This is a genomic window from Mesorhizobium sp. Cs1321R2N1, assembly GCF_037179725.1.
In the GTDB taxonomy this organism is placed as follows: domain Bacteria; phylum Pseudomonadota; class Alphaproteobacteria; order Rhizobiales; family Rhizobiaceae; genus Mesorhizobium; species Mesorhizobium salmacidum.
The window spans coordinates 26,645-38,469 of sequence record NZ_JAPYKP010000010.1 but is presented as its reverse complement, the minus strand read 5'-3'; the positions used below and the strand labels follow the sequence as shown (position 1 = coordinate 38,469).

The following is an 11,825-nucleotide window of genomic DNA, read 5'->3' as shown; positions in this document are numbered from 1 at the left end:
TACCTGACCTTTCGGATGGATCGGCCGGACGTTCACTCGGGCGGGACCAAGGTTGAACAGGCCTCCAGCTCGCTCACTTGAAGTCGCGGATCTTAGACCTGCATCACCGCGCGGCTGTGGCGCGCGATGACGTTCTCCTCGTCGGTTGCAACCACGCGCACTTGCACCTTGCTGTCCGGACGGCTTATGATTTCGGCATGGATGTCATTGGCCGGCTCGTCGAGCGCCATGCCGAGCCAAGTCAATTTCTCGCAGATCGTCTTGCGGATGGACGATGAGCGTTCGCCGATGCCGGCGGTGAATACGAGACATTCGAGACCACCCATGGTGTTTGCGAGCGCGGCTGCTTCCCTCGCGGCACGGAAGGCGAAAAGCTCAATCGCCTCGTGGGCGCGAGGATCGCTGCTTGCCTCCAGCGTGCGCATGTCGCCCGAAATGCCGGATACCCCGAGCAGTCCGGATTTCTCATAGAGCATTGTCTGCAACTCGTCCGCTGCCATGCCTCTCTCCAGCAGGAGGTACAACAGCACGCCGGGGTCGATGACGCCGCACCGAGTGCCCATGACAAGACCATCCAGTGCCGAAAAGCCCATGGTGGTATCGACGCTTTTGCCCTCGCGCAGAGCGCAGAGGCTTGCCCCGTTTCCGAGATGAGCGACGATTGTCCGCTTCGCCGCGAGCGCGGGCGATATCTCGCTCAGCCGCCTGGCGATATATTCGTAGGAGAGGCCATGAAATCCGTAGCGCCGCAGTCCCTCCCGTTCATATTCTTGCGGAATGGCAAAGCGCCGCACCAGCGGCTCGATCGTCTGGTGAAACGCGGTGTCGAAACATCCGACCTGTGGCAGATCCGGTTGCAATGCAGCTATCGCGCGAACCGGCGCGATACTGCGAGGCTGGTGCAAAGGCGCGAGTGCGGTCAGCCCGTCCAGTGCATCGATGGTGGCGGGCGTCAGACGGACAGGTTTGCTGAACTCCTTTCCGCCATGCACGATACGGTGGCCGGCGCAGATCAGCTTTCTTCCACCAAGTTCCCCCTGCACCAAACTCAGTATTTCGCCTATGCCTGCCCCATGCGGATCGTCCGCGGTGAACTGCCTGTCGCACTGCACTGTTCCATCGGCCGCTTTCGCCGTGAGCCTGGGCTCGTCGCCCAAATCCAGAGTGCCGCGCGAAACGAGCTGCTGGCCGTCTGGCGAGGCAAGATCGTATAGGGCGAACTTGACACTGGACGAGCCGGCATTCAGCGCCAGGATCGATTGGCTCATCGACCAGCCTTTCCCCCGCTCGCAGCCGGCCAACTCCATTTCTGGATCTCGGGCATGTCTTCGCCGTACTCGCGGACATAGGCCTTGTGCCTTGCCAGCCTGCCGTCAAGGTCCGCGGCGAGGCTTTCCGCCCGTTCGGCCAAGCCCGGCACGCGTGCGATCGCGGCAAGTGCGAGGTGGTAGCGATCGAGTTCATTGAGCACCACCATGTCGAACGGCGTCGTCGTGGTGCCCTCCTCGCGAAAGCCGTGCACATGCATGTTGTCATGGTTGGCACGACGGTAGGTCAGGCGATGGATGAGATAAGGATAGCCATGATAGGCGAAGATGACCGGCCTTGTCTTCGTGAACAGCGCATCGAAAGCCTGGTCGGTGAGGCCGTGAGGATGTTCGGTGTTCGACTGCAACGTCATCAGGTCGACGACATTGACGACGCGGATTTTCAGATCGGGAATTGCGGAGCGAAGAAGGTCCGTCGCAGCCAGCGTTTCCAGCGTCGGAACATCGCCGGCACAGGCCAGCACCACATCCGGCTCCTCGCCTTTCGAAACAGTGCCGGCCCATTCCCAGATGCCTGCGCCGGCCTTGCAGTGCGCTTCAGCGTCTTCGATGGACAGCCATTGCGGCGCCCGCTGCTTGCCGGCGGTGATGACATTGATGCGGTTGTAGGTTCTCAGGCAATGGTCGGTAATCCACAGCAGCGTGTTGGCATCCGGCGGGAAATAGAGCCTGACCGTGTCAGCCTTCTTGTTGGCGACAAAGTCGGCAAAGCCCGGATCCTGATGGCTGAAGCCATTGTGATCCTGCCGCCATACATGAGAGGTCAGCAGGTAATTGAGCGAGGCGATCGGCTTGCGCCAGGCAAGCTCGCCAGAAGTTTTCAACCATTTGGCATGCTGGTTGACCATGGAATCGACGATGTGAATGAACGCCTCATAGCATGAGAACAGACCGTGTCGGCCGGTGAGCAGATAACCTTCCAGCCATCCCTGGCAGAGATGCTCGCTCAGCACTTCCATGACGCGGCCGTCGCGGGAAAGATGGACGTCGTAAGGTTCGATGCGCTCCATCCATATCCGATCCGTGGCCTCGAACACTGCGTCAAGGCGATTGGAAGACGTCTCGTCCGGTCCCACCAGCCGGAAATTCCGCGCTTTGGCGTTAAGTCGAAAGACCTCGCGAAGATAGCCACCGCAAGTCCGTGTCGCTTCGGCAATGACGCCCCCGGGCCGAGGCACTTCGAGTGCCAGGCTTTTCCAGTCCGGTAGCACAAGGTCGCGCTTCAACAGCCCGCCATTGGCGTATGGAGTTGCGCCCATGCGCCTTGTTCCAGCTGGGGCAAGGGCCGCGAGTTCCGGCAGCAGATGTCCATCCTTATCGAACAGTTGTTCCGGTTCGTAGCTTCGCATCCAGGTTTCGAGGATCTTGCGGTGCTCGTCATTGCCGCGGGCGTTCGATACCGGCACTTGGTGCGAGCGCCAGAAACCCTCGACTTTTTCGCCATCGACCTCTTTCGGCCCAGTCCAGCCCTTGGGGCTGCGCAGGACGATCATCGGCCATCGTGGGCGTTCGCCATGCCATCCTGAACGTCGGGCCTGCTCTTGAATGGAATGGATCCGATCGAGCACCGTGTCGAGCGTCCCGGCCATCGCCTGGTGCATGGCAACCGGCTCATGGCCTTCGACAAAGAACGGTTCGTAGCCGTAGCCGGTGAAGAGGTCGCGCAGCTCCTCGTCGTCCATGCGGCCGAGGATCGTCGGGCTGGCGATCTTGTAGCCGTTGAGGTGCAGGATCGGCAAGACGGCGCCGTCCGACGCCGGGTTCAGGAACTTGTTTGAATGCCACGCCGCGGCGAGTGGACCGGTCTCGGCTTCGCCATCGCCGACGATGCAGGCGACTGTCAGATCCGGATTGTCGAATGCGGCGCCGAAAGCATGGACCAGCGCATATCCGAGCTCTCCACCCTCATGAATGGAGCCGGGTGTTTCTGGCGCCACGTGACTTGGCACTCCACCTGGAAAGGAAAACTGCCGGAACAGTTTTCTCAGGCCGTCTTCGCCTTGGCCAATATCGGGGTAGATCTCGCTATAGGTGCCCTCGAGCCAAGTGTTGGCGACCATTGCCGGACCGCCATGCCCTGGGCCGCAGATAAACAGCACATCGAGATCACGCTCGCGGATAATCCGGTTGAGATGCAGGTAGACGAAATTGAGCCCCGGCGTCGTGCCCCAATGGCCAAGCAGTCGCGGCTTCACATGCTCGGCCTTCAAGGGTTGGCGCAGCAGCGGATTGTCGAGCAGATAGATCTGGCCAACCGAGATGTAATTCGCGGCGCGCCAGTAGCGGTTCATGAGATCGATCCGTTCGAGGCTGATCACCTGCGTCGTCGCGGCGGTCTTATTGTCCATCACCCAGTCTCCAGCCTCGGTTCGCTGGATTTAACTGGAGCGGCTTGGCGCCCGAGCAAGGCCAAATTGGCAGCAAGCGGAAACGATTGAACACTTGGAAACGGCTGAAATTGCCCAGCGGCCGTCGTGCGTACGGAACCATCGCCCGGCACAAGGGTTGTCTTCGACGTTTCGAAATAATCCAGGGAACGACGATGCGGATGTTGATGATAGTTGCCGCGCTTTCCGGAGCGGCCGTCACGCAGTCCCTCTACGGGCAAGCCATCAACCCGCAGATTCCCCGGATGACGCCTGTTCCTCAGATAACACCCTTGGAGCCCCAGCCGGACCAGATACCGCAGCCCGGGCAAGGGGCTGCTGACCAGAATTTCACTAATATTGCCGTTGTCGCCGTCGAGGATCTGCCTGCGGAAATCAAAGCGCAGGCGGAAGCCGTGATTACCCAGACCAGTGCGGGAGATCTGCTGCGGCTGCAGAACTCCATCGATGCATCGCCCCAGGCAACAACGGCGCTGAGGGCGAACGGGCTCAACTCTTCACAGGTCGTGGCCGCCAACATCGATGGCGATGGCACGCTGACCCTGATCATCCAGACCACAACCTGATCGGCACCCCGAACGATGCGGTCGCGCCGTGAAGCAATGAAACGCAGATATCGCCGAGAGCCGCCATGGCCGAAGCCGCTGTTCGCAACTTCACCATCAATTTCGGACCGCAGCATCCGTCGGCCCACGGGGTTCTGCGGTTGGTGCTGGAACTGGATGGCGAGATCGTCGACCGTGCCGATCCACATATCGGCCTGCTCCATCGCGGCACTGAAAAGCTCATAGAGTACAAGAACTATCTGCAGGCCCTGCCTTATTTCGACCGGTTGGATTACGTCGCGCCGATGAATCAGGAGCATGCCTTCTGCCTCGCCGCCGAGAAATTGCTCGAAATATCGGTGCCAAGGCGTGGGCAACTTATCCGCGTTCTGTTTTGCGAAATCGGCCGGCTTCTGTCGCATCTCCTCAACGTCACGACCCAGGCCATGGACATAGGCGCCCTGACGCCGCCGCTCTGGGGTTTCGCGGAGCGTGAGAAGTTGATGGTCTTCTACGAGCGCGCCTCCGGCGCCCGTATGCATGCGAATTATTTCAGGATTGGAGGCGTGCACCAGGACCTGCCTGCCGCGCTTCTTGACGACATCTGGGATTTTTGCGACCCGTTCCTCAAGGTCTGCGACAATCTTGACGGCCTGCTCACCAACAGTCGTATTTTCAAGCAACGCAATGTCGATGTTGGCGCGATTGGCCTCGATGACGCCTGGGCCTGGGGCTTCTCCGGCGTGATGGTACGCGGGTCCGGGGCGCCATGGGACCTGCGCAAGGCACAGCCATACGAATGCTATCCCGAGATGGATTTCGATATTCCCGTCGGCAAGAACGGAGACTGTTACGATCGTTACCTGGTTCGCATGGAGGAAATGCGCCAGTCGGTCCGGATCATGAAGCAATGCCTGGAAGAGCTGCGCTCACCGGAAGGCCAAGGGCCTGTGGCAATTCCGAACCAGAAGATCACACCGCCACCGCGCGCCAAGATGAAGCGATCGATGGAAGCGACCATCCACCATTTCAAGCTTTATACCGAAGGCCTTCGTGTGCCGGCAGGAGAAGTCTACGCCGCCGTCGAAGCGCCGAAAGGGGAATTTGGCGTCTATCTGGTTTCGAACGGAGGCAATGTTCCCTATCGATGCAAGATACGTGCGCCGTCCTTTGCCCACCTGCAGGCGATGGATTTCCTATCCAGGGGTCACATGATCGCCGATGTCGCCGCAATCATTGGATCCCTCGATATCGTCTTCGGCGAAATTGATCGCTGACCAATGCGCGGATCCGATGGATTGCCAATCTCCGATTTCGGCCGGGGCAAGGGCTTCCTTCATCTCCCGGCGGAATTGTTCGGAGGCCGGAAACGCGAATGCTCCCGCATTGTGCCGTTTCGTCCCGGCGCTCCTGATCCTACCATCGATGGCTTCATCGCACGCTTCGGATCCCTACTCCTCGTCATCCGGCTCCAGCAGCTCGATCAAGGCGGCCACGCGGGTCCCGGGCAGCGGCCGTCCTTCGCTCATCAACGCCTCGTCCCCGTTAAGCCACGCCCAGGCTTCGCGAAGCTCCTCGGCGGAGGCGCCGGTTGCAATGATTTCCGCGACGGTAGCCTCCTCGATCGGACCGAGCACTGAAGTCACGTCTTCCTTTGTCAAAGCCGTGCGCATGTACGATTTCCTCCGGGAGTGATCCAGGATCAACGCACGCGAACCATCTGCCGTTCCGAGGGAACAAATTTTAACGAACAGCTCTTGACGGAAAAAAGGCGAATTACCAAATCGATTTCGCCGACGCCCAACGGGTCGGCAAGTCAAGGGGCGCCGCTTCCTTGGCGCTCCTCCTATGTTGCTCAATGGAGGATATAGTCATGAGAACCGCTTTCGACTTTTCTCCCCTGTTCCGATCGAGCATCGGCTTCGACCGGATGTTGAACGCTCTGGATGCCGCCAGCCGCATCGAAACGATCGACAACTGGCCTCCCTATGACATCGCCAAGACAAGCGAGGACGATTACCGCATTACGATGGCGGTGGCCGGCTTCTCGCAGGAAGAACTGACCCTCACCCAGGAGCAGAACATGCTCGTGGTGTCTGGTCAGAAGACTGGCGACGATAAGGGCGGCGACAACAGCCAGTACCTGCATCGCGGCATCGCCGGGCGTGCCTTCCAGCGTCGCTTCGAACTGGCCGACCACGTCAAAGTTGTGGGCGCTGCCCTGGTCAATGGTCTGCTGACGATCGATCTCAAGCGCGAGATTCCTGAAGAGATGAAGCCGCGCAAGATCGAGATCGCAGCCGACACGACGCTGCCCAAGGGCGCGACGAAGCAGATCGAGGCCGAGAAGAAGGTCGCCTGAAATCTCCGCACGGTGCCGGGCAATGCCCGGCACCGTCGGGATGACTTTGTCACCGAACGACCGAAAGGAGAAAATCATGAGTGTCCGTGATCTGATCCCTTGGGGCCGCGGCAATGGCGACCGGGCCCCCAGCCTTTTCCGCGACGGTGAGCGCGACCCGTTCCTGTCGCTGCATCGAGAAGTGAACAGGCTGTTCGACGATGTTTTCCGCGGCTTCGGCACAGGCATGCCGCCGTTCGGCAGGACCGCGTTCGACCGAAATTGGCCGAGCGTCGAGATCTCCGACAGTGAGAAACAGATAAAGGTCACCGCCGAGGTGCCCGGGCTGGAGGAGAAGGATATCGAGGTACTGCTCGAAGACGGTGTGCTGACGCTCAAGGGCGAGAAGCAATCCGAAACCGAAGACAAGGACAGGCAGTTCTCGGAGCGCTACTACGGCCGCTTCGAGCGCCGCATTCCGCTCGGCTATGAAGTCCGCGGAGACCAGGTCGAAGCCCGCTTCAAGAACGGCGTGCTGACCGTGGCCTTGCCCAAGACGGAGAAGGCGCAATCGCAGGTCAAGCGCATCGAAATCAAGAGCTGATTGGACAGAAACTGACAAGCTGAGGCGGTAATGAAAGCGGGTCCGGAATTCTTGCCGGGCCCTTTCAGAAATGAACAAAACCGCCGCCGCTCCAGACGGCTAGTTCCCGAAGCCTCCGACGTAGTGAGTTGAGCGAGAGGGGCCTGGTGAGAGGCCGTTGGTCAGCTCTTCGTCACGACTCTAGTCGATCCAGTGCGGCCAAGGACGTCAACGACTACCTGAGAGCCGGTACGACGGAGCGCCACGTCCACCGATCCGGCACCCAGAGAAAGCCGCCTCAGGACGATTTGGTCCAGGAAGTTCGGCAAGACAGGGGCGTCAAAAATGACAAACTGCGATTTCGGATCGAATTCGAGGCCGAGGCAAGCTTGCACGAAAAGCAATGGCGCAGCTGCCGCCCACGCCTGGGGATTGCATGCGACCGGATAGAAGGTCGGTGCTTGGGCACTTTGGCGCGGGAAGCCGCAGAATAGTTCTGGCAACCGGCGCAGATCGAGATATGTCGAGGCGGCGAACAGACCTTCGAATATCTTTGCAGCTTCATGTCGGAAGCCATAGCGAGCGAAACCGGCGGCGATCAGCGCGTTGTCATGGGGCCAGACTGAGCCATTGTGATAGCTCATTGGATTGTAGCGGGCCTCTGTCGCAGCGACGGTTCTGATACCCCAGCCCGTAAAAAAAGCACGCTCCGTGAGATTCTGCACCACAGCCTTTGCTCGCTCGGCACGCGCGAGACCGGTGAAAAGTGTATGACCGGCATTCGACGAACGTACCCTGCAGGGGCGCTTGTCTCCGTCGAGCGCAAGCACATAGGTGCCGAGTTGCTCGTCGAAAAAGCAGACGTCGAAGCGATCGCGAAGGTCCGATGCCTTGGCTTCGAGCTTGTTGGCTCGCGCCGAATTGCCGAGCCGACGAGTGATCGCGGCCGCCGCGCACCACGCTCCGTAGACGTATGCCTGCACCTCGGCGAGTGCGATCGATCCCTTCGCAAGCGTTCCGTCCGCGTGAAAAACAGAATCGCTGCTGTCCTTCCAACCCTGGTTTGCCAAACCATCGGGCGTCAACCGCTGGTACTCAACGAAGCCGTCTTTGTCGCGGTCACCGTAATCGTCGATCCAAGCGAGAGCAGCTTCGATATTGGGCATCAGACGCTGCAATGTGTCGAGATCGCTTGTCCTCTCCAAATAGGCACCTGCCAACATGATGAAGAGGGGCGTCGAGTCGACGCTGCCATAGTATCGACGGAACGGCACCTCCCGAAGCACCGCCATTTCGCCATGTCGCAACTCGTGAAGGATTTTGCCAGGTTCCGCATCCGACACATGATCTAGCTCGGTTGCTTGGTTGGCTGCGAGATAGAGGAGTACGCCGCGTGCTATCGAGGGGTCCAGCCAAAGCATCTCCATGGCAGTGATGAGAGCGTCACGCCCGAACACGGTGCTGAACCATGGAATGCCAGCATAGGGATAGGGTCCCTCAGGTGTTTGTGTGATCAGCATGTAGAGGTCCGACACACTTCGGTGCACCGCCTCATCAAAGATTTCGTTGGAGGTCGTTATGGCGGCGGCCTTCGATGTGGAATGACGCAGTGCCCGCCGCGCATCGCGAAGCGCAATAAAAAAGGTGCGGCGAGGCGACTCGTCGCCAATTTCCTTCTTGTCACAGCCGACATCCAGGAAAAGCGAATGTGTCTCGTGAGGTGCGAGTTCTATCACAAACGTGGCCTGTTCGCCGGTGAGCGTCGCCGGCACGGGATCGAAGGACAAAATGGTAGCGCGTCGCACGCCATCCAAGCCCACGTAAGCAAGCGCGACCCGGTTACCGGCCACGTCCGGTTGACAATCCTCTCCGCGCTGGGGCCGCGGCGTGCCCCGGACTTCGAATAGGTCCGCGAAATCGGATGCGAAAACCAGCTCAAGCTGGAGACGATGCCGAACTTCATCGAAATTGCGCACAGCCAGCCGCTCGAAGCATCGGGCGCCCCACAGTAATCGTGACCGGCGGAGATGAATTAAGTCGTGCTTCAGCACGCGAACGCCTTGAGCATCGAAAATGTCTGGATTGGTTAAATCGCAAGTCAAGGTCGCATTGTCGTCGCGCAATGTCGAACTGAGCAGCATAGGCCTGGCGCCATTGATTGTCAGACCAAGATGCGAGAGATAGCGTGTGTCGCGATAATAAATCCCGTCTGGACTACCAGGTCCTGAGAGGACGTCGCCGTTACGGTCGAAGACGCCGAAAATGTCGTCATGCTTGAGTGTTCGGGGCCGGCGCTCCTGCAGTGAGGGGACGAAAAGCTGGGCAAGATGCGTAACGCCAGATCCCCCGGGAAAAGGTGCATGGGAGATCGCTTCAGCACTCACGGATTGCATCGCTGAGACCTCTAACTTCAGCTGACACTTGAGCGCCCCTGGCGCGAGCCATCGCAGCGCCTGATGATAGCGCGACAAGGCAATCATAAATCGACACGTAGTCGAATGCCATACGCTCGGCCGAGAACCGTTCTTCGAAAACAGCCCGGATCCGTCGCCGATCCAAATTGCCGGCCGATCTTATCGCCTCAATTCCCTCGTCGACAGTTCTTACGACAAACCCCGAGACCCCATGGTCAATCACCTCGGATACCGCGCCTCGATCGAACGCGATTACGGGGGTTCCGCACGCCATAGCTTCGATCATCACCAACCCAAAGGGCTCGGGCCAGTTTATAGGAAAAAGCAGTGCCCGGGCGTTGCCAAGGAAATCAGCCTTGTGGTGTTCATCTATTTCGCCGAGGAATTCCACATTGGGATGTGTGGCGATCATGGGCGAGATTACGTTTTCCCAAAATAACCTGTCCTGCTTGTCGATTTTGGCCGCGATCTTCAATGTCATGCCAGCACGCGTGGCGATCTCGATCGCTGTCTCTGGACCTTTTTCCGGAGAAATACGGCCGAGAAACGCCAGATAATCGCCCGAGGGATGCATCGTCATCGGCAGTAGGTCGCGCGGTAGTCCATTATAGACTGTTCCGGCCCAGTTGACGGGCGGCATCGGGCGACGTTGTTCTTCAGATATCGATACCAGCGGCACGTCGGGAAAGCTTTGATAGAACGGATGCAGGTCAGGAAGATCAAGACGTCCATGCAGGGTCGTGAGCGCAGGAGTTTGGAGGGTATTGAGCAGAGGGAACTGCAACAGGTCAGTGTGAAAATGAATAACATCGAACTCGTCGGCAACCCGCCGAACGCGATCGAGCATTACAATGTGATGAGGAATGGGATCCAAAACGGTCGGATCAAGCCTCAAGGCCCGGTCGCAGCATTTTACCAGCCGCGCCGAGGTATGCGAATCCCCACTTGCAAAAAGCGTGACCTCATGACCGCGACGGACAAGCTCCTCGGCAAGATAGGACACGATCCGCTCGGTACCACCATAGAGTTTTGGGGGAACGCTTTCTGTTAAGGGTGCGACTTGGGCAACCCTCATCGATCCAGTCCATTTGTATCGTTCACCCAATTCGGTGCATCCACTTCGGCTTTTCCGGGAACCGAACACCGCAGAATCCAGATTGTTCCGGCGCTGAGCGCGCCTGTCAGAACGCGCACGCCGGAGGTCGCGATCGCGCCCATGGCCAGTTCCTCGCAGCCTGGTACACCTAGCTTGCGAACGACGAAGACATCGAGCGGCGCCTTCAACGCACGAGCGACTTCATAGGCGACTGGAACGCCGCCACGTGGAAGCGCCAGTACGATGACATCGCGGCGCCCGGCATAATCTTTCAGTTCGGTTGCAAGTTTTCGCCCGGCCTCGCGGCGGTCTGAAAATACGACGGTCATGAGCTTCAGTCCAAAATGCGCGGTTTCCGCCTCGACCGACTTCGAGGCAATCCCGAGCTGGCCGAGAGAGGCCACCGCCTGGAGCTTTTGTCGATCCTACTGGAACTCGCTCCAGGCCCCGGCGTTCCGAGTAAATCCAAGGACGACGCGAACGCTCAAAAATCACCACGATTGAGGTGAACGTCATGGCATTTTCGATTGAAAGTCCGGCCTTCCGGAACGGCGACAGGATTCCGGATGAATATGTGCGGGACGGGGAGAACCTGTCGCCCCCGCTGACCTGGAAGGAAGCGCCTCAGGGCACTCGAAGCTTCGTCTTGGTCGTGGAGGATCCCGACGCTCCCTCCGGGATCTTCCGCCATTGGGGCGTTTACGACATCCCTGCGGAACGCGACCGCTTGCCGAAGGGTACGGCGGCCGGCGCCAAGACCGAAAGCCTTGGCCATGGCGTCAATGATTTTGGCAACCCGCGCTACGATGGACCGCAGCCACCCAAGGGCCACGGTGTCCATCACTATCATTTCCGCCTACCGGCCCTCGATGTCGAAACGCTGCATTGTGGCGAGAAAGCCAAGGTCGCCGACATATTGGATCGGGCAAAGCCACATGTGATCGCACAGGCCGAACTTGTCGGCACTTACGAGAGGGCGTGATGCATCGCATTCCGAGGCAAGTCCTGTTCATTAGGGTAATCGCATCGCTCCGCAGCAATGCTGGTTCCGCAGCTGTTCAGATGATCGCCGATGTCGCCGCGATCATCGGGTCCCTCGACGTCGTGTTCGGCGAGATCGATCGCTGACCA

Annotated in this window: 12 protein-coding genes; 6 read left to right on the top strand and 6 right to left on the bottom strand. The window is 59.3% G+C overall.

Annotated elements, in window-relative coordinates; translation table 11 throughout:
• Window positions 1-92: 92 nt before the first annotated feature.
• Window positions 93-1,268 carry an acetate/propionate family kinase gene (locus O7A61_RS04845; protein WP_337128703.1) on the bottom strand — a complete coding sequence of 392 codons (1,176 nt, stop codon included), beginning with the start codon at window positions 1,266-1,268 and terminating at the stop codon, window positions 93-95.
• Entirely contained in the window at window positions 1,265-3,676 is a 2,412-nt protein-coding gene (locus tag O7A61_RS04840) for a phosphoketolase family protein (RefSeq protein ID WP_337128701.1), read from the bottom strand. The genes O7A61_RS04845 and O7A61_RS04840 overlap by 4 nt, the downstream gene beginning before the upstream one ends.
• Before the next feature lie 44 nt (window positions 3,677-3,720).
• Between O7A61_RS04840 and O7A61_RS04835 the strand changes: the two genes are divergently transcribed.
• Both O7A61_RS04835 and O7A61_RS04830 read left to right on the top strand, forming a co-directional pair.
• Entirely contained in the window at window positions 3,721-4,281 is a 561-nt protein-coding gene (locus tag O7A61_RS04835) for a hypothetical protein (protein ID WP_337128699.1), read from the top strand.
• 65 nt (window positions 4,282-4,346) lie between these two features.
• Window positions 4,347-5,537: an NADH-quinone oxidoreductase subunit D gene (locus O7A61_RS04830; protein ID WP_337128697.1), complete on the top strand. Its 1,191-nt coding sequence runs from the start codon at window positions 4,347-4,349 to the stop codon at window positions 5,535-5,537.
• A gap of 174 nt (window positions 5,538-5,711) precedes the next feature.
• On the opposite strand, the gene O7A61_RS04825 is transcribed toward O7A61_RS04830, so the two are convergent.
• Window positions 5,712-5,933, bottom strand: a complete 222-nt coding sequence (locus O7A61_RS04825; protein ID WP_337128695.1) for a hypothetical protein — start codon at window positions 5,931-5,933, stop codon at window positions 5,712-5,714.
• Window positions 5,934-6,133: 200 nt separating this feature from the next.
• Between O7A61_RS04825 and O7A61_RS04820 the strand changes: the two genes are divergently transcribed.
• Window positions 6,134-6,622, top strand: coding sequence for an Hsp20 family protein (locus O7A61_RS04820; protein WP_337128693.1), 489 nt, complete (start codon window positions 6,134-6,136; stop codon window positions 6,620-6,622).
• A 76-nt stretch (window positions 6,623-6,698) separates the two neighbouring features.
• Window positions 6,699-7,205, top strand: coding sequence for an Hsp20/alpha crystallin family protein (locus O7A61_RS04815; RefSeq protein WP_337128692.1), 507 nt, complete (start codon window positions 6,699-6,701; stop codon window positions 7,203-7,205).
• 161 nt (window positions 7,206-7,366) lie between these two features.
• On the opposite strand, the gene O7A61_RS04810 is transcribed toward O7A61_RS04815, so the two are convergent.
• Genes O7A61_RS04810 through O7A61_RS04800 form a run of 3 tightly spaced genes read right to left on the bottom strand, consistent with a single transcriptional unit; the run spans window position 7,367 to window position 11,098 of the window.
• Window positions 7,367-9,577, bottom strand: coding sequence for an amylo-alpha-1,6-glucosidase (locus O7A61_RS04810; RefSeq protein ID WP_337128690.1), 2,211 nt, complete (start codon window positions 9,575-9,577; stop codon window positions 7,367-7,369).
• On the bottom strand, window positions 9,558-10,673 hold the full coding sequence (locus O7A61_RS04805) for a glycosyltransferase family 4 protein (RefSeq protein ID WP_337128688.1): 1,116 nt from the start codon (window positions 10,671-10,673) through the stop codon (window positions 9,558-9,560). Before O7A61_RS04805 ends, O7A61_RS04810 begins: the two co-directional genes overlap by 20 nt.
• Window positions 10,670-11,098 carry a phosphoribosyltransferase family protein gene (locus tag O7A61_RS04800; protein WP_337128687.1) on the bottom strand — a complete coding sequence of 143 codons (429 nt, stop codon included), beginning with the start codon at window positions 11,096-11,098 and terminating at the stop codon, window positions 10,670-10,672. Before O7A61_RS04800 ends, O7A61_RS04805 begins: the two co-directional genes overlap by 4 nt.
• A gap of 110 nt (window positions 11,099-11,208) precedes the next feature.
• Between O7A61_RS04800 and O7A61_RS04795 the strand changes: the two genes are divergently transcribed.
• Both O7A61_RS04795 and O7A61_RS04790 read left to right on the top strand, forming a co-directional pair.
• The gene (locus O7A61_RS04795) at window positions 11,209-11,676 is read left to right on the top strand and encodes a YbhB/YbcL family Raf kinase inhibitor-like protein (RefSeq protein ID WP_337128685.1); all 468 of its coding nucleotides are present in this window, start codon (window positions 11,209-11,211) and stop codon (window positions 11,674-11,676) included.
• Window positions 11,673-11,822, top strand: coding sequence for a hypothetical protein (locus tag O7A61_RS04790; RefSeq protein ID WP_337128683.1), 150 nt, complete (start codon window positions 11,673-11,675; stop codon window positions 11,820-11,822). The genes O7A61_RS04795 and O7A61_RS04790 overlap by 4 nt, the downstream gene beginning before the upstream one ends.
• The last annotated feature ends 3 nt before the right edge of the window (window positions 11,823-11,825 follow it).